A 23,711-nucleotide genomic window follows, 5' to 3' on the forward strand; every position below is an offset into this window, starting at 1 on the left:
GGCAATGTATAATGCTTATGGCTGGCAACGCCGCAACGTCTGAAAAGCCCTAATCCCCGCAAGGGGATTGAAACTCTATTGTTTTCTATAATCCCCCGACTAAGACTATATAAAGTCTGAAAAGCCCTAATCCCCGCAAGGGGATTGAAACATATTTTCTGAATCTGAATTCATTTCACTTGTGATGTCGTCTGAAAAGCCCTAATCCCCGCAAGGGGATTGAAACGTCAAGGAACTTTTCCCAATTAGTGGCGACTTCTTCATGTCTGAAAAGCCCTAATCCCCGCAAGGGGATTGAAACACTTTGGCCCGCGCTGGTATCGTGCGGATGGAAGCATCGTCTGAAAAGCCCTAATCCCCGCAAGGGGATTGAAACTAATACTTATTAGAGACCTTCCAACCCGCTTCTTCATAGGTCTGAAAAGCCCTAATCCCCGCAAGGGGATTGAAACCAAATCACCTCGTGAAGTTCACCTTCGTGTGTTTCCACCGTCTGAAAAGCCCTAATCCCCGCAAGGGGATTGACGCTCACAGCGAGGTGTCCATTGACGCCTCGCTCTTTCTTTTGCCCCTTGCTTGACCGTTTGGCATCTCCGCAATTTTTCGTATTCTCTGCGCCGCACGCATCAACAATCTTGGGCACACAACGAACGGCACGCTATGGCATCTCATCCACCCGACCAGAGCATGGGCAAAACGGCAATTCGCGGCTCCATCTACAGCATCGCCGCATCCGCCGTCACCATCCTGCTGGGCTTCGCGCGTGCCGTTTTGCTCGCCCGCTTGCTCTTGCCCGAGCACTTTGGCGTCGCCACACTGGCGCTCTTTTTCCTCAACCTGAGCACAACCCTCACCGCCTTGGGGCTTGATAGCGCCATCATCCACCGCCAGGACGCCGACGACGCCTGGCTTGACACCTACTTCACCCTGCGCCTGCTCGCCAACCTCATCCCGTTGGGCGCGCTCGCCCTGCTGACGCCGCTCATCGCCCGCGCTTATCCCGCCATGCCTGCGCTCGCCCCCGTGTTGTGGGCATTCATCGCCATCGAAGCCATTCGCTCCATCAACGCATCCCAGGAAACCCTGCTCAACCGGGCGCTCGCCTTTCGGGCGCTCGCCTTGCTTGACATAAGCGCATCTATCGCCATGACCATCTGCGCCCCGCTCGCAGCCTGGTGGGGCGCGGGCATCTGGGCGCTTGTTGTTGAACGCGCCGCCGGGCACGCCGTCCGCACCGTTGGCGTCTGGTGGCTGTTTCGCACGTATCAACCACGCCTGCGCTGGGATGGGGAGAAAGCGCGCTGGTTTTGGCGCTTCTCGCGCGCCGTCTGGCTGTCCACCAACCTCAACTTCCTGCTCGACCGTTTCGATGATTTCTGGACGGGCACCTTCCTGGGGAAAACCCCGCTCGGCTATTACAGCAAAGCCTACGAATTCGCCCGCTATCCGCGCCGCCTTGTCGCCAACCCCATCGTGAGCGTCTTCTACCCCATCTTCGCGCGTCTGCAACACGACCCCATCCGCCTGGCGCGCGCCTTCTTTCGCATGAACAGCGCCATCGTGCGCTTTGGATTCTGGTTCGGCATCCTCTTCATCTTCAACGCCAATGAGTTCGTGCGACTCTTCATCGGCGAGCGCTGGTTGCCCATGGTGCCCACCTTCCAACTGATGATCGTCTATGTCATACTCGACCCGCTCGTCGTTGGCGCGAACCGCTTACTCCTGGCGGTTGGGCGTCCCGAAGAGGTGACGCGTGTGCGCCTCGTGCAACTGGGCTGCTTTGTCCCTCTCGTCGCCCTCTTGGGCAGTCGCTTCGGCATCGAAGGCGTCGCCCTTGCCGCCGACATCATGGTACTGGTGGGCACACTCTTGCTCTTCATCGCCACGCGCCGTATCATTACCTACTCGCTCCGTGTGCTCTTTTTCTGGCCGGCTGTTGCCGTGGCACTGGCGGCGCTGACGCTCTGGCTGACAGCCGCCTGGTGGCAGACCTTCCCGACATGGGGCAGTTTGGCGGGCAAAACCGTGTTGGGGACACTGCTCTACGGTCTGATTCTCTGGCTCGCTGAACGGCATGAACTGATAGAAGCCTGGCGCATCATCAAACGCCGAGGATGGACAGCATGAACACACAACGCCTGCTCATCGTGGGGCTGGATGGCGCCACGTTCGACATCATCAAACCGCTTGCCGAGGCCGGGCGTTTGCCCGTGCTGGCGACCCTCCTGCAACAGGGCACGCATGGCGTCTTGCAATCGGTACAGCCCCCCATTACGCCCACCGCCTGGACAACCGTCTTCACGGGGAAAAACCCCGGCAAGCATGGCATTTTCGACTTTCAGACGTTCGACCCGCAAACCTACGCCACGTCTCCCGTGCGGGCGGACCGCCACCGCGAAAAACGGCTCTGGGACCTGCTCACCGAAGCCGACCAGCCGTCCATCATTCTGGACGTGCCCTTCACCTACCCACCGCGCCCGTTCAATGGCATCATGATGACCGGCTACGGCACACCGCGCACGGCGGGCACACCGTTCACCTGGCCCCCCACTCTCGCCGAAGAAACGCCCGCCGACCTGCGCGCAGAAATCCGCCTGGCGCTCCCCCGCCACCGTTTCGACCGAAGTATGGCGATTGTCGAAGAGTGGCGCGACATCATGCAAGGGCGGCGGCGTCTGCTGCGCCACCTCGTCCGTGAACGCGACTGGGCGCTCTTCTTCGTCGTCTTTGGCATCACCGACAACCTCGCGCACATCTTTTGGACCTTCGCCGACCCGCTGCACCCAAACTATGCGAGCGAAGAAGGCAAGCGTTTTCGCGAGGCCTTCTTCCAAGCCTACGAACAATGCGACGCCTTGCTGGGGGACCTGCTCGACTGGGTGGGACCGGAGACCAACGTGCTCATCATGTCCGACCACGGCTTTGGCTCTGTTTACCCCCGCCAGTACACCTTCCGCCGCCTTGTGGAAGGCGGTTTCGTGCGCTACAAACGCGCGCCGCTGCTCGCCGGCGTGAACGAATGGGCCATGCGCTGGGCTATGCGGCTCTACACATCCACGCCCTTCTTCAAAGAACTGGTGAAACGCCTGCGTCCGGGGCAAGCCAAACTGGTCAAGCAGACGCTAGCCGCCGGCGGCCTGTTGCCCACGCACAGCGCCATAGACCCGCGCCGTAGTCTCGTGCTCCCTTCTGAATTTGGCTTGCAACTCTGGTTGAACCGTCGGGGGCGTTTCGGGCATGGCATGCTCGATGAAGACCAGGCGCACGAAACCATCGCCCGCTTGCGCGAATTTCTGCTTGCCGACCGCGACCCCATCACCGGCAAGCCCATCGTGCGCGCCATCTACGAGGGGCGCGACCTGTATCACGGCGCTTTTGCCGCCCAAGGACCCGACATTGTGCTCGAACTGACCAACTTCTACGACCCAACCACCCGCCCAAGCGCGCACAATGGGCGTATCGAAGGCGGGCACACACCCGACGGCGTCTTCATCGCGTATGGTCCCGCTTTTCGGCGGGGCGACGTTGTGGCGCATGCCACACTGGCAGACATCGCGCCCACCGCGCTCTACCTGCTGGGGCATCCCATCCCCCCCGACATGGACGGGCGCGTCCTGACCGACGCGCTACAACCCGACGTGCTGGAACAAACCCCCATCAAGCGGGGTGAAACGCCCGCCACCTTCGGCGAGATTGCGGGCGGTCCCGACTTTACGCCTGATGAAATTCGTGATATCGAACAGCAACTCCGCCAACTTGGGTACATTGATTGACGAAAGGACAAGCAACGCATGAAGCCGCAACGTGCGCTCATCATTGGCTGGGATGGAGCCACCTGGGACTACATCGAACCCTTGCTGGCGGAAGGGCGCTTGCCGCATCTGGCAAGTCTGCTCGAACGTGGCGCGCACGCCACACTGCGCTCCACCATTCCGCCCTTCACCAACATTGCCTGGCCTTCTCTTGTCACCGGGCTGAGCCCCGCACGTACAGGCATTTTCGACGGCGCGAAACTGGCGCCGGGCACCTACACGCGCCGCCCCACCAACCTGGCCGCCTATCGTGGCATACCGCTTTGGCACTGGGTGAACCGCTTTGGGAAACGCGCCGCCGTCTTCAACGTGCCCATGACCTACCCGGCGCGCCCGCTCAACGGCTGGCTGGTGGGCGGTTTCGATACCCCGCTTGAATCTGAAGAGGCGACCTGGCCGCGTGGCGTTTTGAATGAATGGGCGCAAGCCGGCCGCCCTTACACCATCCTCAAACGCGAAATTGACCTTATGGCGCAGCAAAACCCCCATCAACCGCGGGGCGACCTGGAAGCCTTCGCGCAAGAGTGGGTGGCGCTCACCGAGGAACAGGGCGAATTTGTCGCACGCTTCTGGCGCGACGAAGCCCCCGACTTGCTCTTCACCGTCTTCACCGCCACCGATTCAATCAACCATCGCACACGACAACGCGCCATGATCGCGCGCATTTACGAAGCCGCCGACCGGGCGTTGGGGCGCATTCTGCACGAAACCGATGATGAAACGCTCATTTGCCTCGTCTCCGACCACGGCTCCACCCCCGCCTGGCGCTACATTGCCCTCTACCGCCTGCTTGCCGAACGGGGGTGGCTTGCCTTCCGCCCCGAAATCGCGCCCCGCTTTTGGCGGCGTCTGCCGCTGGTGGGGCGTCATCTTGCCCGTGCATGGTCTCGCCTTCCTGCACACCTGCGGCGTCTGCTGTCGTGGCCACTTGTGTGCTATGAGCCGCGCCTCAGCACGAGTTACGAGACGATTGACTGGTCGCGCACCCAGGTCTATGCCCTGACAGGCATGGGACCGCTCTACATCAACCTGCAAGGTCGCCAGCCCGGAGGCGTTGTCCCGCCCGACGCCTTCAACCGCCTTCGCGCCCAGGTGCGCGCCGCGCTTCTGGAGACGCGCGATGAGCATGGCGAACCTCTCTTCGCCGACGTCCTCTTTGGCGAGGACGCCTATCCCGACGCCAACCCGGACGACCTTCCACCCGACCTTGTGCTCATCCCAGCCAGGTGGTCCGACCACATGATCACCGGCTTCCCCAGCGACCCACCCGTGCGCCCCATCCCCGATACACGCGAATACGGCACACACACACCCGATGGCATTTTCGTGCTGGCGGGACCCGGCATCGCGCAACAGCGCCGTCTTCCATCTGCGGAGATTGTGGACGTTGTTCCCACCTTGCTGGCGGGTTGGGGGCTACCACTGCCGACGGGATTGAGTGGCAACGTGTTGCAAGCCGCTTTCCTGGAACCCCCCGCGGTTGAATATGCCGAGGCGGAGTCTTCATCCAGTGGGGCACAGGCGATTGCTGTGGAGGCTGACGAGGCGATTTTGGAACGCCTGCGCAATCTTGGTTATTTGGAGTAAACACAATGAACGTTCTCTATTCCATTGGCATGACCTTTGCCGGTGGAGGAATTGGTACGACTGCATATCACGAAGCACGTGCGTTGTATCAACACAATTCACTCATCCGCTTGCTATGCGGTGCATACCGTCCATCTGACATACCAGCCAACATCATCAAAGCAATGGGCTGGCCTTCCCGCATGTTGCGCCGCCTTGCTCTTTATGATCCTGCCCGCCGTATCGCATACCTGCACAACATGTTGTATGACCGCTGGTCAACACGCCATTTTGCCCCGGCTGACGTTTTTCTCGTATGGGGAGGATTTGGTCTTCAGGCGTTGCACCAGGCCAAAAGCAAGGGAATGAAAACAATCGTACATTGGGCGTCTTCTCATCCCCTGTTTCGCCACGCTCTTTTCGTAGAAGAATACGAACGTACTGGTATTGGCGCGCTGCCCCCCGAACACATGCAAAAACGCGCGCTAGCGGAATTTGAAGCGGCTGATTCTGTTATGGTGCCCTCGCAGTTTGTCGCCGACACGTTCCAGAAGTACGGATTTCCCAGCGAACGGCTTTTCGTCAACCCCTACGGTGTGGATACCAAGCGCTTTCAGCCGGCGCACCAGCGCCCGGATGATGGTATTTTTCGTGCACTCTTTGTTGGACAGGTGGGAACGCGCAAAGGTATTCACTATTTGCTGGAGGCGTGGGACAGATTAGGCTGGCGTGACGCGGAACTTCTTATCGTCGGGAGGCCGGTGGCTGGAATCAAACCTTTGCTGCAACGTTACGCCCACCACCCCACAATCCGCTGGGTTGGACATGTTCGCGACCCACGTCCCTTGTATCAACAGGCGGATGTCTTCGTGTTTCCAACAATTGAGGAAGGAAGCGCACTGGTCACATACGAAGCCCTTGCATCCGGGCTTCCCGTCATCACGACGCCACACGCTGGTGCAGTCGCGCGTCATGGTGAGGAAGGGCTGATCGTCCCCATTCGTGACAGCATGGCAGTGGCCAACGCGCTAGAATACATGCGCGCCCACCCATCTGAACGCCAGGCAATGGCGCGTGCCGCACGCCAACGCGCTCTGGAATTCTCGTGGGAAGCGCATGGGGAACGTCTGTTGGCGCATTTTCAAGCACATTTGCAGAGAAGGTGAAAAATGCCAGACCTTCGTTTTTCTGTTGTCATCCCGACCTACAACCGTTATACGCTTTTACGTCAGTGCTTGCAGGCTTTACAGGAGCAAACATATCCGGCCTATGAAATCATTGTTGTTGACGACGCATCATCGGACGAAACACCGCACACATTACCGAAAGAATTCCCAACCGTGCGTTACATTCGACTTCCGCAGAGAAGCGGTCCTGCAACTGCACGGAATGTCGGCATCCAGACCGCTAGCGGTGATATTGTTGCCTTTACAGATGATGATTGCCGTGTCCCCCCATACTGGCTGGAAACGTTAGCAGAGGCGTTTACAGAACATCCTGATGTTGTTGGCGTTGGAGGGTATCAGGAAGCACCTGACGAAATACTTGAAAAAGATATTTTCGCACAGGCGGAGCAGTTCATGCGTGCCCAACGGTGGCAAGGACGACATATTGCTCCCCAAAAAGGCGGGTTTGAAGTCCCTGGCTTTGGCACCAACAACGCCGCCTATCGTCGGGAAGTGCTTCTCTCGGTTGGCGGCTTCGACGAGACGTTTACCAGTGCAGCGGCTGAAGATACCGACCTCAAATGGCGTATTTGCGAGCAGGGGTATCAACTGCTTTATCTGCCATTGAAAGTGGACCACTACCACACTGAGACAGTCGGTTCAGCATGGCGCAGGCATATTTACCGGGGTATTGGCGCGTACGACTTTGGAAAGAAGCGCGGCAAAGCCCCTTCACTCGTGCGCATTGCCCTGCGTAGCATCAAACGCACCTTGCGACTGGGGAAGCACCTTGTGCAAACCGATCCACGCATTGCTTTCATTGTGTACATGAAAAGCATGGCTGACGTCGTGGGGCAATATCGCGCATGGCAAAACGACGACGAAAGGAAGTTCCTATGAGTCGCATTCTCATCATTGGCCTTGATGGCGCTTCACCCCACCTCATTCGCCAATGGCAAAACGAACTCCCCAATCTCGCGCGGCTGATTGAGGGGGGGAAATTTGGCGTGTTGCAAAGCATCACCCCGCCACGTTCCATTCCCGCATGGTACTGCTTTGCCACCGGCACCAACCCCGCCAAACTTGGCGTTTTTGGCTTCAGCCAACGCTTGCCCGGCACGTACGACTACACGTTTGCCAACTTCACCTACTGCCGCACACGTCCCTTCTGGGACTACCTGGGCGAAGCCGGTATCACAACCGCCGTGATTCACCTGCCCGGCACCTTCCCCCCGCGCCCCCTGCATGGCGTCATGGTCTCAGGGTGGCCAGCCCCTGCCAATCACGGCTCGCTGGTCTATACCCATCCGCCGGCGCTCAGCCGCGAAATTGACGCCATCCTGGGGCAACCGTTCGAGTTTCTCAGCCCCCATCCCATCGCCCGTGACAATGACGAACTAATGCGGCAAGAACGCTTGCGCATCCTGCGCCTGCACACGCAAACCGCTTTGCACGTCTTGCGCACTACGCCGTGGCAAGTCGGGGTTGTTGTGCTCAGCCCGCTCGACCGCGCCAGCCATCAATTCTGGAAACACATGGACCCCACACACCCTCAGCACAACCCGGCGCACGCCGCACGCTTGGGCGACGCCTTGCTCGATATTTACCGCGCCCACGATGACGCCGTCGGGCAACTGCTCGACCTCATCACACCCGACGATTGGGTTTTCATCGTTTCCGACCATGGCTTTGGTCCCACCCATCGCGTGTTCTACCTCAACGAATGGCTTATGCAGCAAGGCTATCTTGTGCTGAAAGAAAAACCCCAAGCGGGACGGCTCACGTGGCGTACACGGTTGCTTGGGCGGGCGGCGGCGCCTTTGTTCTGGCTGAACCATCATTCGGAAACTTTCCGGCGCCTGGCAGCCCCCTTCAAGAAACGGGCTCTTTCCAACGCCGTGCGGCACGCCTACGTGCGAACCAAAACGCAAGGATTGGTGCGTCTGAACCACCTGCCCGTTGATTGGTCGCGCACGCGCGCCTATTGCCCCGATGAAGGCGCGCTCTACCTCAACCTCAAAGGGCGCGACCCACAAGGCATTGTCGAGCCGGGGCAAGAAGCCGAACGCTTGCTCGACGAAATCGAGGCCGGCTTGCGAGCACTCCAACCGCCTGATACAACCCAACCGCTCGAAGCGCACATCATTCGCAAAGAAGCAGTGTACGAAGGACCCTACATGCTCGACGCTCCGGATATGCTTGTGGCGCTTGACCACTACCGCACCGATGTCATGGCCGAAGTGGGAGCCGGCATGTGGGACCTCAACCCGGTGCGCAGCGCCAACCACACACCCGAAGGCGTGCTTGTCGCCCATGGACCTGGCATTGCGGCCGGCAGCGCAGCAGGGGGCTTGATGGACATTGCGCCTACCGTCTTGCACATGCTGGGCTTCCCCGTGCCCGAGGAGATGGACGGGCGTGTCCTGCTAGACCTTTTCACAGAAGAAAGCGCGATTCGACGTCGTCCAGTGACGTATGCTGCCACGGCCGTCCATGAAGGCGCGGGAGAGGCATTCAGTGAAGAGGATCAGGCGTACATCGAGAAGCAATTGCGCGATTTAGGGTACTTGGGATGAAAGCCAAACCACATGTTGCCATCCTCACGTTTGATTTTCCCCCATCCACGGGGGGCGTTCAGACCTGGCTGGGCGAAATGGCCGCGCGCTGGTCATCGCGTATGCGCCTTACCGTCATCACACCGGTTGCCGCCAACACGTCCCACGAACCATGGGAGCGGTTCGTCGTTCCCAACACGCACCCGTGGACATTCTGGCGTGCGCTTCAAGCCGTCCAACCTGAATATCTCGTCATAGGGCATGCGCATCCCCGCTTGCTTCTTGCGGCGTGGCTCGCACGTCGTCCGTTCACACTCATCATCCACGGCGCTGATTTTCTCGCCGCCCGTGGGCGTTGGCACTTCCCGCTTTTCGTCGCACTTATCAACAAAGCGCAACGCATTATTGCCAACTCACACGCTCTCGCGGCGCGCTACCGCCAGCATGGGGTGCATGCACCACTGCGTGTCGTCCACCTTGGTACCGACCCCAACCGCTTTCATCCCCCTGCGGAACCAGTCCCACACCCGCCAACTATCCTCACCGTTTCACGCCTCCATGCGTACAAAGGGCTTGATACACTCATCACCGCCCTGCCGCATATTCGCCAAGCGGTTCCTAAAGTGCGCTATCTGATTGCCGGCACTGGTCCAGACCGCCCCCGTTTGGAAGCGCTGGCGCGCCAGTATGGGGTGGAGCAGGCGGTTGTGTTTCGCGGGTATGTTCCCGATGAAGAACTGCCCCGCATCTACCACGAAGCCGATATTTTTGCACTGCTCTCGCGTGAAGAAGGCGGCAACATTGAAGGGTTTGGAATTGTCCTGCTGGAAGCCGCGGCGAGCGGGCTCCCCACAATTGCCGCACGGAGCGGCGGCATGCCGGAAGCCATACGTGACGGCATCACAGGGGTGGTTGTACCCCCCAACGATGTTCAGGCTGTCGCAAGGCACACGATTGACCTGCTCCAATCGCCGGAAAAACGTCGCGCCATGGGGCAAGCCGGTCGGCGTTGGGTGGAAGAGCAAATGAACTGGCAGCGCGTGAGTGAAGAGGTGGCGCGTCTTCTCCTAGGAAGCACATAACCAATCACGCAAATCACGTTGCAGAAGCGTCTGTAAAAGCAAAATATCATCATGGAAGTAGGTGCACAATTCAGCACGCAAGACGGGCGAAAGCGCTTGTGGCGTTTTCGAGTGATTGAGACGCACCAATACACGCCCAATGCCCAGACTTTGCCGGATTCCCAGCCTGCGCTTGAAACGCCCCAGTGTGTGGATGGCCATGTTGCTCCATACGGAACGAACTTGCTTGCGGCGATTGTACACGGGAAAATCTGTTCTGCCATCATCTGGGAGATTGAGAAAAGCGAGCACGTGCTGGTAAACACGGCGCGGATTGTGCGCCATATCGTCCAAAACAATGACACACACACGCTCAGGTGAAACGTGTGTGTAGAGACGTTCTAATTGCGCTCCTAAGCGGCAATATTCGCCGTATTGTAAAACATGCGGGTGTCCTTTTGCTGTTGGTGGAATATGTCGTCCTTCACGCCGCGCTGCCTGCAACCGCCACGCTTGCTCAAAATCACCAATTGTCTCTTTCCGTTGCCAAACGCGCTCGGCATGGAGTGCGGGTGCCATCTCAACAGGGTTGCGCACGCATACAATGAACCGCGCCTCAGGGGCGTATGCCAGAATATTGGGCACGGCTGTGCGTGAGAAGAGATAATGCGTTGAAGCTTCCCCCACGGCAAGATGGCTTTCATTGGCTTTGGCAAACAAGGCTTCATACTGTTCAAGCGAAGAAACAACATTGGGACCTTCTTCGTTGAAGAAATTTGGCTCTTTGATGGGCGACATGTAAATGTTCGGATGCTCTCCCAGCCAGCGCGCCAACGATGTTGTACCACATTTCGGCGCTCCGATAATAAAGAAGTTTGGCCGTTTCATACCTTCCTTCCCACCCTACTCCTGAATTGACTGGCGATGGACGTGAAGAACCTGCGAGACTGTACGCAGGCCGTCCGCTAACATGCGGGCGCCCTCAATCAATTGTGGGCCCGCCTGCAAAATCACATCTGAAGGAATCTCAAAGATACGGTTCTCACGTACAGCCGGGATGGCTTCCCAACCGGGGCGTCTGTGCAGGATGGCGGTATCCGCCGGCTTTCCACACCATGAAAGAAAAATGACATCGGGTTGGCGCTCACGCACCAATTCAGGTGTTACAACACGTTGCGCCGCTTTGGCGTGCACCGCTCGATCGCGGAAAATATCTTCGCCGCCCAGCAGGTGAATCAAGTCGCTCACCCAGCCAATACCGCTCACCATAGGCCCCGGCCACTCTTCAAAGTAAACGCGCACCGGCGCAGCAAGCCCCAGCGAGCGCGCCAACGTGGCAAGGTCAGCCTGCATACGCGCCACCACCCATTGCGCCCGTTCCATGCGCCCAACCAGTCCACCAATCAGCAAAATGTTGCGATACACATCTTCCAGGCGGTGGGGGTTGAGGCTTATGACCTGTACACCCACGCGTACAAGCTCAGCCGTCACTTCGGCATGAATATCGCTGGTAGTAATGACAAGGTCCGGGCGTAAATCAAGAATGCGGCGCACGTTTGGGGTTGAAAAACCGCCGACGTGCGGAAGATGTTCAACATCGGGTGGGTACGTCGCAAAGACGCTCACGCCCACAAGGCGGTGAAACTCGTCCAACGCCTGCAAAATAGCAGGCACTTCTGCCGCCAAGCTCACAATCCGCCGCGGATAAAGCGTCTCAAACATGTTCCCCCCCATATGTGAAATGGTCGTATAGCAAGACGGGGGCGCGTCCCCCCAGCCGCGCCCCCGTACGACAACTGCTCACGTCCCCCCAGTCGCGAGCAGTTATCGCCGTAGCGAAACCGACGCCGTGTCCACAAACTGATTCGTGAACAACGTCTCAACATTCGGCGTCGTATCAATCAAGCCGGCGGCCGCCATGAATTCGACACTCGCCTGCCACGCTTCGGGGCGACTTGCCCCCAACGTTTCCGACTGCCAGAAAGAGAGGGCTTCCTCTAACACAGCCCGTTGAATCTCGGCATTTTCGCCGCCGGCTTCGGGCACATACTCTTTCACAACAATATCGAAGGCTTCATCGGGGTTGGCGAGTGTATCAGCCAACCCGCGCAGCGAGGCGCGCACCATACCTTCAACCAGTTCACTGCGCGTCTCGATACTCTTTTCATTCGTAATCAACCCATTCGACACAAGGTCAATGTAATCACTGACGTAGAGCGTCTTCGGGTCATACCCTTGCAACTTCAACTGCAACGGCTCGTTTGTCGCATACACCATGGCGGCGTCCACCTGACCGTCAATGAGTGCGGGCACCTGGTTGAACCCAATGGCTTCAAGGTGCACGCGGTCCTGGTCAACGTCAGCGGCGTAAGCCATTGCCAGCCAGCCAATGTAATTGGCCCCAAAAAGCCCAGGGAGCCCCAATGTATGCCCTTCCAAATCCTTGGGATGTTGCAAATCAAGCGTAATTGAAGTGACCGCCACAGGGTAGCGACGATACCACTCCATGACGTACACCACAGGCAATCCTTGCGAGCGCCCCAAAATAACCTGGTCGCCACTCGCAATGGCGAATTGCAATTCATCGGCCGCAACCAACTGGACGAGGTCATTTTCCATGCCGTAGTCAAATGTCAAGTCAATGCCTTCTTCGGCGTAATAGCCCTTTGCATGCGCGACGTAAAAAGGAGCAAATTGGACATTTGGGATAAAGCCCATCGCCAACGTGACTGGCGTGGCTGCCGATTGTTCTTCTGTTTCATTGGATGTTGCTTGCTGATTGCACGCAACCACCCACGCGGTAAACAGCAAAATCGCTAAACTCGCCAATAACCGACTGCGCATGATGCATTGCTCCTTCGATGTGATGAATTTACCACCAGCGCACGCGCTGTTCCAGCCAGACGACGCTTCCGTAGAGTGCCAGCGCCATCGCAACGAGCGTGAACAAGGCGACGAATAGCAACGTTGTATCGTACAAGCCGCCACGCGCAATGTTGATGAGCGCCCCCAGCCCTTCACGCGCGCCTACAAATTCACCAACCACGGCGCCCACTACAGCCAACGTAACGCCCAACTTCAACCCGCCAAACAAGACCGGTAATGCCGCCGGTACTTCCACCAGTCGGAACGTTTCCCAGCGTGAAGCGTGCCAAACGTGCATCATGTCAAGCCATTCGCGGCGTACAGAGCGCACCCCCACAATCGTGTTGATGAGTACAGGGAAGAAGACGATGAGCGCACAAATCAGCACTTTGCTCAGCAAGCCAAACCCGAACCAGATGACCAGCAACGGTGCAATAGCCACCACAGGAACGGCTTGCATCGCAACGAGATAGGGGGTGATCATATGCTCAGCGCGTCGGTGGTGGGCCAAGTAATACCCCAATGCCGTCGCACTCGAAAAGCCGAGGGCAAAGCCCAAAAGCACTTCCAAGAGTGTCAATCGCAGATGACGCCACAACAGCCCGTTTGTGATGGTTTCTGCGAATTTGCGAAAAACCGCCGCAGGTTCCGGCAGAATAAAAGTCGGATAATCGCCAATCCAGACGAGCAGTTGCCAGGCAACGATAATGCCCAACACCCCGATTGTCGCTGGTGCAGCAATCGCTTGACGTTGGCTCTCTCGCGCTTGTCGTTTTCGGCTATCCACGAAAGCAATGCGTTGCCATTCCACCATATCGCTCATCCTTTTCCGAGCAAACAAAAACGCCCGAAGTCTTGACCTTCGGGCGGCAGGGACGAAGAACCAACAACCGCGCATGTGATACCCGCTCCTCAAAAAAACACCCGAAGTCCACAAAAGGCCTTCGGGTATGCAGGTATCTCCAACCATCCTGCTATGCTGGTTGCAAAGGCAACCAACACAACAGGCACGCGGTTGCTGCCTGGCTCCACCTTCTCCCATCCGGACTATACCGTCGGCTCCGGCCTCTCACCGGATCCACCGCTTGCGCGGGTCGCGGGCTCGTTCGGTCATCGCCGAACATACCGCCGGTCGGGAATTGCCACGCACATCACGGTGCGGGCTCACCCTGCCCCGAAGGTGCCATATTCAGTTGGTGTCTTGACAATAGCGCGAGTTCAGGCTTTTGTCAAGCGAGCGGCATAGTGTCGGGGAGTATGTTTTCTAACCCAAGAAGCGCCATCTGCTCAGAAATCGCCGCTCAATGCTTTGGCGGTTGTTTCCAACAGACGCAATTCTTGCTCCGCCTGGCGCAGCGTTTCCTGGTCGCTGCGCCCCTCGGTCAATGTCAGGCGGGCGAGCGCCGCGCGCGCGGTTGCGGCAACACGCGCCAACTCGCGCAGGTCGTGTACTTCTTGCTCGGCGGTCTCGCGAATGTCGGCATAGTGGACGCCCTGAGCGGCAACGGTGCGTGTGCGCACCGCTAACTCCACAACTCCCTCCAAGGCACGGTGCGCTTCGGCTTCAGCGCGTTGCACCAGGTCGGTTGGAACGCCGGCTTCGGCGGCGAGGCGGGCGGCGTTGCTGAGCGCTATCAATTCGTTGCTGGCTTCGATCAGGGCGGCGCGCAATGGCCAGACGGGGAGTGCTGTTTCGAGAATCTGGCGCACGTCATCGGCACGACGGCGGTTGATGGCTTCGCGCAGACGATTGCGCAACTGCGCCGGTGAGAGGGTTCCATCGCTCGCTTCTTGCTGTTGCAATTGGCTCACAATCCAAATGAGGAAGAGAATGGAAAGCGCGCCCACAATCATGAAGATCATCAGCCGTTCAAGAACAATCATAGATACCTCCTGAGGCGCTGTTCACCGCCGTGATTCACCTGCCTGGCAAACCCACAGGTCATTTTGCTTCTCTACGCCCAAAAAGGGAGCGGGGTCGTAGGTGTTTTCCAAAATAGTTTCGTTGGCATAACCGCCGTTGGGTGTGCTCTTCACAACTGAAAAATGCAAATGTAAGCCTGTCGGCTGGCGTGGATTCCCCGACCAGCGCCCCTGATAGCCGAGTAGCGTTCCCGCTTCCACAAACCGCTCATGTGTACCGGGTGGAAACGCCGGCGCGATGAAGGATGTCTCGCCATCTGATGATGCCATGTGTGCATAGTACGTCCAGATGACGGGGGTGGGAGCACCGGGCACATTTTCATGGCGAATAATCACGGCGCTGCGCCATGTGCTCTCACGTGTCAGGTAACCGTCATACGCGGCAACAACGGGCACAACGCCCTCTTCATCTCCCGGTCCAAAGATGTCGAATCCGGTGTGCCGGTGTCCGGGGCGAAAACTATCGCCCCAGCCGAAGACAATCAGGCCGTCGGTGGGGATGCGCATGGGTGCGTCGCCGCACCGCATGCCGGCGTGGACGGCAAATTGGTTCAAGTCCGATGTGGCGCGTTGCCACTGCCACAGAAGACGCACGCCCTGCCAGGCGGCTGTTTTCCACGCCCACACACCCAGCCCGACGATGAGACCTGCGCCAACAATGAAGGCAAGACGGCGCATGATGCTCATCGGTGCGCTTCCAAACAGACAACGCCTTGGGGGCCAACGGTTGCGGCATGGCGAACGCCCGCGGGCAATTCGAGGCGGTCGCCGGCGCGGAGTGTGATGTCTTCCCCCGTCTCAGGAAGGTGGAAGGTGATACTCCCACGCACCACGTAAATCACCTTGTGGTAGGGGTGGCTATGCACACCGTACACGTCATGCGGTGCATTGCCCCACCGGTAGGGATGCAACCCCTCGCGCGTCATACGCTCACGGAGTGTTGCTTCTGTTGGCGGCTCGTTTTCCGTCCAGCGTATCACGTTGACCGTTTGGGATGGCATAGGTCCCTCCTCGCGCTCTGTTCCGCCGGCATTATAGCGAGAAACGGACAAGCAAGCGAAGCCCGGCTATGGCACGCCTTGCAACATGTGCTACAATGCCGTAGCGAAGAATGCAATTGACATAAACCAAAGAATGCGTGCAAGTTTATGCGACGACTTTACATAACGGTGTTCATGGCGTTTACCCTTGTAGCCAGCTGTGTGGTCATCCTTGCGAGCCTGGCACTTGGGGCGTGGTGGTGGCAACGCAGCGCACGTTTTCAACCCGATACGCCGCCAGGGCGGCTACTTGTGCTCGATTTCGATGGGCATATCCGCACCATGCGACCTGACGGGAGCGATGTGCGCACGCTCACAGAAGACGACCCGCATGGGCTGTTCCGCCAGGAGCCGATGTGGTCGCCGGACGGGCGTTGGGTGGCGTGGGTGAGCGAATACCCGGAGCATGATGGCTATTCACCCGCATTGAGCATTGCCCGCGCTGATGGGAGTGATCGCCATGATGTTCTTCTGCCCGCTGTGCCGGTGTACCTCGCCTGGCGTCCGACAAGCGACGCCATCGCGGTATTGCTTCCCGACGATGTCAGCGGCTTGTCGCTGGTGTTGATTGACCGAGAAAATGGCGACAAGCGAGTGCTCTCGCGCGGACAACCGTTTTATTTCGATTGGTCACCGGATGGGCGCGAACTCCTGGCGCACATTGACCGCCGTCTTGTACTCCTGGACATGCAGGGGCATGAAGCGATGCTCGCGCATACAGAAGGGCGCTTTGCCGCCCCTGATTGGAGCGACGACGGCCAGCTGTGGGCGTATGCGGTCTTATCGGCGGAATCGCCGCGCCTGGTGATTCGTGATCGCAATCAACGCACTACGTCGCGCGTGAGCGAGTTTGACGGACGTATCACCTTCGCCTTTTCGCCAGACGGGACGCAAATCGCCTACATTCCCACTGCGCCCTCGTCCACACTGCCGACGCTGGGCCCCTTGTGGTTGTTGAATCGGCAGGCTGGTGTTTTGCGCGAGGTAAGCGCCGCGCCCGTGCTGGCTTTTTTCTGGTCGCCGGATGGGCGCACCCTGGCTTTCTTGCGCTACGAGGTTGACGAACACCCACCCCCGCCGACGGCTCCCGAAACCGGTTTGCAGCGTGTGTTGTGGCAAACACCGGCGACGGTCTGGTTTCGCTGGCACATCTGGGATGGCGAACGCACTTACCCCACCGCGGCGCGCTTCCGACCGGGCGGCGTCTATGCGAGCGAGTATGTGCGCTTTTTCGACCAGTACGCCCGCACAACGCAATTTTGGTCGCCGGATGGGCGCGCTTTTGTGTTCGCGGGTGAGGTAGAAGGAGAGCGCAACGGCATTTGGGTGCAACCGGTAGGGGAATCCGCCCCGCCGCGATGGGTCGGTACGGGGCATGTGGCGTTTTGGTCGCCACATGGTGATTGAACAGAGGGGCGGCTCCTGAGAGACCGCCCCTGTTTCGTCCTGTCAAGGGAGTGCGTCGCGCCCTTCTTCCAACAGGCGCAGGAAGGTGGCTTCATCAATTGTGGGCACGCCCAATTGCTGGGCTTTCTGCAATTTTGAACCGGGCTCTTCGCCGACGATGAGGTACGACGTTTTGCGGCTCACACTGCTGGCGACCTTGGCGCCCAATGCTTCCAGCCGCGCTTTGGCTTCTTCGCGCGTCATACTGTGCAGGGTTCCAGTGATGACGAACGTCAAGCCTTCGAGCGGGCGCGGTTGGGCTTCCTCAGGCGCGACGTATTCCAGGCTTTGGAATGAAACGCCCGCCCGACGCAATTTTTCAATCATGTTGCGGTTGGGCTCATGGCTGAACCATTCCACAATGCTGGCGGCTGTGCGGGGACCAATGCCCTCGATCTGCTCCAATTCGGCTTGCGGGGCTTGCATGATGTCGTCGAGTGTGCGGTAGTGGCGCGCCAGCAGGTGCGCTACCGTGCTGCCGACATAGCGAATACCCAGGGCGAAGAGCAGGCGCGCCAGCCCGCGCGTCTTGCTGGCTTCGATAGCGCGCAACAGGTTGTCGGCGCTTTTTTCGGCAAAGCCTTCCACTTGCAAAATCTGCTCTTTGGTCAGGTAGTAAATGTCGGCGGGGTCGTGCAAAAGCCCCAATTCGACGAATTTTTGCGCTTGCTTTGAACCAAACCCCTCAATGTCCATCGCCCCCCGACTGACAAAGTGTTCGACGCGCCGCACCAATTGCGCGGGACAGGCAACGTTGGTGCAGTAATAATCCACCTCGCCTTCGGGGCGCGTGACCGGTTCTCCACACGCCGGGCACGTTTTGGGCATGCGCCACGGTTTTTCCTTGCCGGTACGCAATTCAGGAATGGGGCGCACCACCTGCGGAATAACATCGCCGGCGCGGCGCACCACCACGTGGTCGCCAATGCGCAAATCGCGTTCGAGTACGTAGTCTTCGTTGTGGAGCGTGGCATGGCTCACAGTCACCCCGCCGATTTCAACTGGTTCGAGCACGGCGTTGGGCACGAGCCGCCCTGTGCGCCCCACCGTGACTACGATGTCTTTCAGAATGGTCACGGCTTCGCTGGGCGGGAATTTCAACGCGACGGCGTAGCGTGGTTCGCGCCCGGCAACGCCCAACGTTTCCCACAGCGCCAAATCGTTCACTTTGAAAACAACGCCGTCCACTTCGTAGTCAAGCTCCTCGCGGCGTTGCATCCAGGCTTTGGCATACGCCAGCGCCGCCTCAAAATCATCGAAGTGGCGTGCGTCTGGGTTGATGGGAAAACCCAGCGCGCCCAGATACCCCAACACGTCCCACTGCGTGCGCAACGTCACGCCTTCGACGCGCCCCACACCATAAGCAAAGAAACTGAGCGGGCGTTGCGCCGTCACGCGGCTATCAAGCTGGCGCAGCGAGCCCGCGGCGGCGTTGCGCGGGTTGGCAAAAGTGGGTTCGCCTTTCTCTTGCTGGCGGCGGTTGAGTTCCTCGAAGTCATCTTTGCGCATGTACACCTCGCCGCGCACTTCGATGAGCGGTGGCGCTTCATGCACTTCTGGGAAGGGGGGCATGTCATCATGCAGGCGACGGCGCTCGCCTTCCACAGGAATGCGCAGCGGAATTTGCTTCACCGTGCGCACGTTGGGCGTCACATCCTCGCCGGTCGTCCCGTCTCCACGGGTGGCCCCCAACGTCAACACTCCGTTTTCGTAGGTCAGGCTGATAGCCAGACCGTCAATTTTGGGTTCGACGGTTACATCCACCTGCTCGCGCCCACTCAGCCGCAAGACGCGCTCGTACCACTTGCGCACATCTTCCTCGTGAAACACGCTTGCGAGGCTGAGCATGGGAATCGCGTGCGTCACCTTGGGAAACTCGTCACGCGGGGGTGCCCCCACGCGCTGTGTTGGAGAATCGGGTGTGCGCAATTCGGGGAATTTTTCCTCGATGGCGCGCAGTTCGTTCATCAGCGCGTCATATTCGGCGTCGCTGATTTCGGGTGCATCGAGAACATAGTAGCGATAGTTGTGGTATTCAATGAGCTTGCGGAGTTTTTCAGCGCGTTCGCGCGCTTCTTCCAATGAAAGGTGTTCAATATCCATCGCACGCACTCCTTATTTGCCAGTGGCTTCTATCGTGATGGTGCCGAGTTCATATTCGCTTGCACCGTCCGCCAGCAAAACCCGTTCGCCCGTGGCGGGAATGTACCGCCCAACCACCAGGCGATAGGTGCCTGCTTGCGCATCCGGTGGAAGGGGGACGGCGACTTTCTGAATCACACGCCCCGCCGTCCACTCAGGACGGTGGTCTATTTGCGCGATTGTTTCATGCTCAAGCGTGCGAACATGCACAAAAACAAGGCTCTCGATGGCATGTTCGGGGACATCCCAGACCAATTCAACCGACAACATGTCGCCCGGCGATACGGTGCTGCGCCAGGCGGCTTCGCGCAGGGTGGTGGCGTCGGCAAAGGCGACGTCTGGTTGGGTGCGTGTATCCGGCGGGACAAGCGTCAGCATTTCGAGGCGCAGTGTGTCGTACCATGCGCCCGGTGTGATGTATCCTTCCGCCGCCAGCTGGTCGAAGACGCGCCGCCACGCCTCGTGTTCAAGGGGGTGCCCCAGCATCCAAACCGGACCAGGGCGGGCGCGAATGGTGGCGATAAGTGTGTCGGCGTTGCGTTCGCTCACCACACGCACGACATGGCGCGAGGGCGTGAAGGGGTAAATCGCTTCGTAGAGCGAATGTGAGCCGAGCAAAACGTATCCCGCGGGCGCAACCGCCAGGGTGTCAAGCAGATCGCTGTAGGGTGATTCAGCGCGCGCTGTTGCACGCCATTCAACCGCCCCAATCCCCGCACTGAGGAGCAACACCCCCACCATCACGGCGCAGGCAACGGTGGCGCTCCATTGCATCACGCGATGACGCCGCCAGGCGCGCCCCAGCAACACGGCTTGAAGCCCTACCATGCCTGCCACCATGCCGCCCGTGAGCAGTGGCAGCGTGCGCGATTCAACCGAGAGCAGGAATGGTGCAATGGGCTGGTGGAGAACGAAGAGCAGGCTCAACAGCGCCGCGAGTATCACCGCCCATGCGCCCGCGCCGCCCGCCGCAACCGCCGCCAGGAGCATGAGCAGATGTTCTTCCTGTGGCGGCAGGAAAATGAACGGTGCCAGGAGAACAGCGGTCAGCGCCCAACGTTGGGTATGTCGCATCTGGCGCGTCGCCCAGAGAAATGCAAAGAAGACCAGCGCAAACGGCATCCAGAGCGCCGCCAGCACGCCCACCAGCACCGCCACATCTCGGCGGCGGGGCGCTAGCCAGAGCGCCAACAACGCCAGCCCTGCGCCGACAGCGTTCAGGCTGGTGAGCCAAAGCCACACTGGAAACCAGAACGCCCCCCAAACCCAGGCGGCACGGCGCGCGCGTTGTTCCGTCAGGTGGTCGCGCACGAGGGCGTAAATGCACCACAGCGTCAGCAGCTCGAAGGGCAAGGTGAACGTGGTGAAAGCAAGTTGGCGCGCCAATTCGGACGAGAAGGCATGACTTCCCAGCGAGCGCACCAACCATTCCAGCGGTGAAACGCCGTACAGCAGCCAACCGCGCCAGTCGAACGCACTCCCCCCCAGCTGTCCAATCGCCGGGAATGGGCGCAGATAGCCGCCGGGGCGGTACATGACCGCCATGAGCAGGCGGAGCACCACAAAGAGCGCGGCGAGCACAGGAAACGTCGGCCACTTGAATGTGGATGTTTTCGATGTGCGCATAGGTCTCGTGTCGGCTGTCGGTTTTGCGTGCGACGTCTGCTGTTTCACGATGCACGCCTGCTTGCCAGCCACGCTTCAAACGCTTCGCGCGAACGGGTGTTGAGGATGTGGCGTGCTTCCGCCCAGCCACGCCGCGCCTGCCAGACGCCGTACTGCATGTTTGCGAAATCGTCCGTATGGTGGGCGTCGGTGTCAATGGCAAGCAGGCAGCCGCGTGCAATCGCCTGGCGTACATAGACGGGATCGAGGTCGAGCCGTTCAGGCGAGGCGTTGATTTCCAGCACGGTGCCTGTTTCCGCGGCGGCTTGCAAAACAGCGTCCATATCGAGGTCGGCGCCATCTCGTTTGAGCAAAAGCCGCCCGGTTGGATGCCCGATGATGTCCACATGCGGGTTGCGAATGGCGTTGAGCAGGCGCTGGGTAATCTGCTCGCGCGGTTGGCGCAAGGCGGTGTGCAGTGAAGCAATCACAATGTCGAGTTCAGCGAGAACATCATCCGGGTAATCGAGGGTGCCATCCGCTTTGATTTCGACCTCAGCCCCTTGCAGGATGAGGATGTCATCGTATTCGACTTGCAGGGCGCGAATTTCAGCACGCTGGGCGCGCAGACGTTCAACGTCCAGCCCGTTCACCATGCCCAAACTTTGCGAGTGGTCGGTAATGGCGATGTAGGCGTAGCCGCGCCGCCGCGCCCCTTCAACCATCTCGCGCAGTGAGAGGCGTCCATCGCTGGCGGTGGTGTGCATGTGCAAGTCGCCGCGAATGTCGTTGAGCGTCACCAGTCTGGGCAGCGTCCCCATGCGGGCGGCTTCGATTTCGCCCCAATCCTCGCGCAATTCCGGGGGAACCCATGCCAGCCCTAACGTGGCGTACACCTCTTCTTCATGTGCGCAGAGAATCTCGCTGCCATCTTCGCGTTTGAAACTGTACTCGCTCAGGCTCAATCCCTGGGCAAGCGCCATCTCACGCAGGCGGACATTGTGCGCCTGGCTTCCCGTGAAGTATTGCAGCGCCGTGCCCCACCGTTCAGGCGCCACCACGCGCAAGTCCACTTCATCGCCTGTGTGCAGGCGCACGCGCGTTTTGGTGCTTCCGCGCCACAAGACCTCAGCCACTTGCGGCAAGGCGGCAAACGCTTCCATAACAGCGTCGGGGTCGTGGGCGGCGGCGACGATGTCCATGTCGCCGATGGTGGCTTTGCGTCGCCGCAAACTCCCTGCGAGTTCAATCTCCACCAGCGCCGAGCCGACCTGTTCGCGCAGGGTCTGCACGATGTCGAGGGCGCGCGGCAGGGCAACCCCCAGCAAGGTGCGGTCGCTCCGCCGACGCAAGCGCTGAATGCCTTCGAGGATTTTGGCTTCGGTTTTCGCGCCAAAGCCGGGCAGTGTGCGCAGTTTACCGTCGCGGGCGGCTTGTTCCAGTTCGTCTAACGTCGTGATGCCCAGTTGCTCGTAAAGCGTGCGCACCCGTTTGGGACCCAGGTCGGGTACGTCGAGGAGTTCGATAAGTGTGCGAGGGTACTCACGTTCCAGGCGTTCGAGGTATTCCAGCCGCCCAGTGCGAAAGAGTTCGTCAATTTTGGCGGCGATGGCTTCACCGACGCCGGGAATCTCGTCCAGCCGCCCTTCTTGCCAGAGCGCATGCAAGTCGCGCCCCAGGTGTTCGATGGCGTCAGCGGCGCGCTGGTAGGCCAGAATGCGGTAGCGGTTTTCGCCCTTGATTTCAAGCAGGGCGGCAATTTCGCGCAGAATGCGCACAACGTCGCGATTGGTTAGCGGTTTGGCGGTGCCCATCGGCTGCTCCCTTGGTAGAGGATGACCGCGAGAAGGGTAAAGAGGAGTGCGGCAAGCGTCAAGCGCGGCAGCGCGAGCAAGGGCTTCTCCACCGTTGGGGGTGGGGCTGATGGTGCGGCTTCGGGGGTAGCACTTGCAGCGGCGATGTCGGCGCTTGCAGCGCTTCCAGCCGCTCCTGTTTGGGTTATGGTGCGTGTCAACGCCGAGGGCGCTTCTTCCGCCTGCATGCTTTCGATACCGCTTTCTTCCGACGCCTCAGCGGCGCTTTCTTCTTCTGCGGTGATGAAGGCTTCCCCAGCCGGCGGGGCGGCTTTTTCAGCCGGCGCGGATTCTGCTTGCATGTCCATTTGCATTTCCATTGCCGTGGGCATGGGCGCTTCTGCCATCGGCGTGGCGAGCGATAGCACGTTGAGCACCAGCAACAACAGAACAATGGCAGTGCCTGCATAACTGGCAACGCGGAAGAGCGGACGCCAGGCCGCCAGCCAGGTTTGCCAACGCGGGCGCGCCGGTTCCAGGTCGGCGCGGCGCACGTAGAAGGGGCGCGGCTCACGCACTTCGGGCAACTGCGCCATGAGGCTGACGGTCCAGCGCAGTTCGTCGAGTTCGCGCCGACACTCGGCGCAAGCGCTGAGATGGGCTTCAATCGCTTCGCGCTCTTCTGCGCTCACTTCGTTATCAAGATAGGCTGACAATGTTTCTGGATTGATGTGCAT

Annotated in this window: 19 protein-coding genes, 1 CRISPR repeat array and 1 riboswitch (1 of these 21 only partly in view); of the genes, 8 read left to right on the forward strand and 11 right to left on the reverse strand. The window is 59.5% G+C overall.

Features of this window, described 5'->3' with window-relative positions:
- A CRISPR array of direct repeats spans nt 1-528; the repeat unit is 37 nt; unit sequence GTCTGAAAAGCCCTAATCCCCGCAAGGGGATTGAAAC (it extends 339 nt beyond the left edge of the window).
- Nucleotides 529-660: 132 nt separating this feature from the next.
- The 7 genes from SE16_RS02845 to SE16_RS02875 are packed head-to-tail and all read left to right on the forward strand — an operon-like array spanning nt 661 to nt 10,181.
- On the forward strand, nt 661-2,127 hold the full coding sequence (locus SE16_RS02845) for an oligosaccharide flippase family protein (RefSeq protein WP_054492737.1): 1,467 nt from the start codon (nt 661-663) through the stop codon (nt 2,125-2,127).
- Nucleotides 2,124-3,773, forward strand: coding sequence for an alkaline phosphatase family protein (locus SE16_RS02850; protein WP_054492736.1), 1,650 nt, complete (start codon nt 2,124-2,126; stop codon nt 3,771-3,773). Before SE16_RS02845 ends, SE16_RS02850 begins: the two co-directional genes overlap by 4 nt.
- 18 nt (nt 3,774-3,791) lie before the next feature.
- Nucleotides 3,792-5,399, forward strand: coding sequence for an alkaline phosphatase family protein (locus tag SE16_RS02855; RefSeq protein WP_060687183.1), 1,608 nt, complete (start codon nt 3,792-3,794; stop codon nt 5,397-5,399).
- 29 nt (nt 5,400-5,428) lie between these two features.
- Nucleotides 5,429-6,544 carry a glycosyltransferase family 4 protein gene (locus tag SE16_RS02860; RefSeq protein WP_235472325.1) on the forward strand — a complete coding sequence of 372 codons (1,116 nt, stop codon included), beginning with the start codon at nt 5,429-5,431 and terminating at the stop codon, nt 6,542-6,544.
- A 3-nt stretch (nt 6,545-6,547) separates the two neighbouring features.
- Entirely contained in the window at nt 6,548-7,444 is an 897-nt protein-coding gene (locus tag SE16_RS02865) for a glycosyltransferase family 2 protein (protein WP_054492399.1), read from the forward strand.
- The gene (locus SE16_RS02870; protein ID WP_054492398.1) at nt 7,441-9,120 is read left to right on the forward strand and encodes an alkaline phosphatase family protein; all 1,680 of its coding nucleotides are present in this window, start codon (nt 7,441-7,443) and stop codon (nt 9,118-9,120) included. Before SE16_RS02865 ends, SE16_RS02870 begins: the two co-directional genes overlap by 4 nt.
- Nucleotides 9,117-10,181, forward strand: coding sequence for a glycosyltransferase family 4 protein (locus tag SE16_RS02875; RefSeq protein WP_054492397.1), 1,065 nt, complete (start codon nt 9,117-9,119; stop codon nt 10,179-10,181). Before SE16_RS02870 ends, SE16_RS02875 begins: the two co-directional genes overlap by 4 nt.
- On the opposite strand, the gene SE16_RS02880 is transcribed toward SE16_RS02875, so the two are convergent.
- The 7 genes from SE16_RS02880 to SE16_RS02910 all read right to left on the reverse strand — a co-directional run bounded on the left by SE16_RS02880 (nt 10,167) and on the right by SE16_RS02910 (nt 15,949).
- On the reverse strand, nt 10,167-11,048 hold the full coding sequence (locus SE16_RS02880) for a sulfotransferase family protein (RefSeq protein ID WP_054492396.1): 882 nt from the start codon (nt 11,046-11,048) through the stop codon (nt 10,167-10,169). The two genes, SE16_RS02875 and SE16_RS02880, sit on opposite strands and share 15 nt — an antisense overlap.
- Nucleotides 11,049-11,063: 15 nt before the next feature.
- Nucleotides 11,064-11,882 (reverse strand): cobalamin-binding protein, encoded by an 819-nt coding sequence (locus SE16_RS02885; RefSeq protein WP_054492395.1) that lies wholly within the window; start codon nt 11,880-11,882, stop codon nt 11,064-11,066.
- Between the two features lie 102 nt (nt 11,883-11,984).
- Nucleotides 11,985-13,004: an ABC transporter substrate-binding protein gene (locus tag SE16_RS02890; RefSeq protein WP_054492394.1), complete on the reverse strand. Its 1,020-nt coding sequence runs from the start codon at nt 13,002-13,004 to the stop codon at nt 11,985-11,987.
- 28 nt (nt 13,005-13,032) lie between these two features.
- Nucleotides 13,033-13,839 carry an ABC transporter permease gene (locus tag SE16_RS02895; RefSeq protein WP_054492393.1) on the reverse strand — a complete coding sequence of 269 codons (807 nt, stop codon included), beginning with the start codon at nt 13,837-13,839 and terminating at the stop codon, nt 13,033-13,035.
- A 212-nt stretch (nt 13,840-14,051) separates the two neighbouring features.
- Nucleotides 14,052-14,211: riboswitch (FMN riboswitch) on the reverse strand.
- 101 nt (nt 14,212-14,312) lie between these two features.
- Nucleotides 14,313-14,909, reverse strand: a complete 597-nt coding sequence (locus SE16_RS02900; protein ID WP_054492392.1) for a hypothetical protein — start codon at nt 14,907-14,909, stop codon at nt 14,313-14,315.
- Nucleotides 14,910-14,930: 21 nt separating this feature from the next.
- Nucleotides 14,931-15,635: a M23 family metallopeptidase gene (locus SE16_RS02905; RefSeq protein WP_054492391.1), complete on the reverse strand. Its 705-nt coding sequence runs from the start codon at nt 15,633-15,635 to the stop codon at nt 14,931-14,933.
- The gene (locus tag SE16_RS02910; RefSeq protein WP_054492390.1) at nt 15,632-15,949 is read right to left on the reverse strand and encodes a cupin domain-containing protein; all 318 of its coding nucleotides are present in this window, start codon (nt 15,947-15,949) and stop codon (nt 15,632-15,634) included. Before SE16_RS02910 ends, SE16_RS02905 begins: the two co-directional genes overlap by 4 nt.
- Before the next feature lie 147 nt (nt 15,950-16,096).
- On the opposite strand from SE16_RS02910, the gene SE16_RS02915 reads away from it, so the two are divergent.
- The gene (locus SE16_RS02915) at nt 16,097-17,395 is read left to right on the forward strand and encodes a TolB-like translocation protein (protein ID WP_082374116.1); all 1,299 of its coding nucleotides are present in this window, start codon (nt 16,097-16,099) and stop codon (nt 17,393-17,395) included.
- 42 nt (nt 17,396-17,437) lie between these two features.
- On the opposite strand, the gene ligA is transcribed toward SE16_RS02915, so the two are convergent.
- From ligA to SE16_RS02935, 4 genes are read right to left on the reverse strand one after another with little or no spacing between them, the layout of a single operon-like run.
- Nucleotides 17,438-19,537 carry an NAD-dependent DNA ligase LigA gene (gene ligA / locus SE16_RS02920; RefSeq protein ID WP_054492388.1) on the reverse strand — a complete coding sequence of 700 codons (2,100 nt, stop codon included), beginning with the start codon at nt 19,535-19,537 and terminating at the stop codon, nt 17,438-17,440.
- Nucleotides 19,538-19,549: 12 nt separating this feature from the next.
- A complete protein-coding gene (locus tag SE16_RS02925) occupies nt 19,550-21,202 on the reverse strand; it encodes a hypothetical protein (RefSeq protein ID WP_054492387.1) in 1,653 nt (550 codons plus the stop codon).
- Nucleotides 21,203-21,246: 44 nt separating this feature from the next.
- Nucleotides 21,247-22,995 (reverse strand): DNA polymerase/3'-5' exonuclease PolX, encoded by a 1,749-nt coding sequence (polX, locus tag SE16_RS02930; protein ID WP_054492386.1) that lies wholly within the window; start codon nt 22,993-22,995, stop codon nt 21,247-21,249.
- A complete protein-coding gene (locus tag SE16_RS02935) occupies nt 22,974-23,711 on the reverse strand; it encodes an anti-sigma factor family protein (protein WP_054492385.1) in 738 nt (245 codons plus the stop codon). Before SE16_RS02935 ends, polX begins: the two co-directional genes overlap by 22 nt.

This window comes from Ardenticatena maritima (assembly GCF_001306175.1).
Classification (GTDB): domain Bacteria; phylum Chloroflexota; class Anaerolineae; order Ardenticatenales; family Ardenticatenaceae; genus Ardenticatena; species Ardenticatena maritima.

What these genes read in the sequence shown, in the direction of transcription:
- SE16_RS02875 (WP_054492397.1), top strand. Translation starts at nt 9,117, where the DNA reads ATGAAAGCCAAACCACATGTTGCCATCCTCACGTTTGATTTTCCCCCA.
- SE16_RS02885 (WP_054492395.1), bottom strand. Translation starts at nt 11,882, where the DNA reads ATGTTTGAGACGCTTTATCCGCGGCGGATTGTGAGCTTGGCGGCAGAA.
- SE16_RS02860 (WP_235472325.1), top strand. Translation starts at nt 5,429, where the DNA reads ATGACCTTTGCCGGTGGAGGAATTGGTACGACTGCATATCACGAAGCA.
- polX (WP_054492386.1), bottom strand. Translation starts at nt 22,995, where the DNA reads ATGGGCACCGCCAAACCGCTAACCAATCGCGACGTTGTGCGCATTCTG.
- SE16_RS02890 (WP_054492394.1), bottom strand. Translation starts at nt 13,004, where the DNA reads ATGCGCAGTCGGTTATTGGCGAGTTTAGCGATTTTGCTGTTTACCGCG.
- SE16_RS02870 (WP_054492398.1), top strand. Translation starts at nt 7,441, where the DNA reads ATGAGTCGCATTCTCATCATTGGCCTTGATGGCGCTTCACCCCACCTC.
- SE16_RS02880 (WP_054492396.1), bottom strand. Translation starts at nt 11,048, where the DNA reads ATGAAACGGCCAAACTTCTTTATTATCGGAGCGCCGAAATGTGGTACA.
- SE16_RS02925 (WP_054492387.1), bottom strand. Translation starts at nt 21,202, where the DNA reads ATGCGCACATCGAAAACATCCACATTCAAGTGGCCGACGTTTCCTGTG.
- SE16_RS02915 (WP_082374116.1), top strand. Translation starts at nt 16,097, where the DNA reads ATGCGACGACTTTACATAACGGTGTTCATGGCGTTTACCCTTGTAGCC.
- SE16_RS02910 (WP_054492390.1), bottom strand. Translation starts at nt 15,949, where the DNA reads ATGCCATCCCAAACGGTCAACGTGATACGCTGGACGGAAAACGAGCCG.
- SE16_RS02895 (WP_054492393.1), bottom strand. Translation starts at nt 13,839, where the DNA reads ATGGTGGAATGGCAACGCATTGCTTTCGTGGATAGCCGAAAACGACAA.
- SE16_RS02935 (WP_054492385.1), bottom strand. Translation starts at nt 23,711, where the DNA reads ATGCACATCAATCCAGAAACATTGTCAGCCTATCTTGATAACGAAGTG.
- SE16_RS02855 (WP_060687183.1), top strand. Translation starts at nt 3,792, where the DNA reads ATGAAGCCGCAACGTGCGCTCATCATTGGCTGGGATGGAGCCACCTGG.
- SE16_RS02850 (WP_054492736.1), top strand. Translation starts at nt 2,124, where the DNA reads ATGAACACACAACGCCTGCTCATCGTGGGGCTGGATGGCGCCACGTTC.
- SE16_RS02845 (WP_054492737.1), top strand. Translation starts at nt 661, where the DNA reads ATGGCATCTCATCCACCCGACCAGAGCATGGGCAAAACGGCAATTCGC.
- SE16_RS02900 (WP_054492392.1), bottom strand. Translation starts at nt 14,909, where the DNA reads ATGATTGTTCTTGAACGGCTGATGATCTTCATGATTGTGGGCGCGCTT.
- SE16_RS02905 (WP_054492391.1), bottom strand. Translation starts at nt 15,635, where the DNA reads ATGAGCATCATGCGCCGTCTTGCCTTCATTGTTGGCGCAGGTCTCATC.
- ligA (WP_054492388.1), bottom strand. Translation starts at nt 19,537, where the DNA reads ATGGATATTGAACACCTTTCATTGGAAGAAGCGCGCGAACGCGCTGAA.
- SE16_RS02865 (WP_054492399.1), top strand. Translation starts at nt 6,548, where the DNA reads ATGCCAGACCTTCGTTTTTCTGTTGTCATCCCGACCTACAACCGTTAT.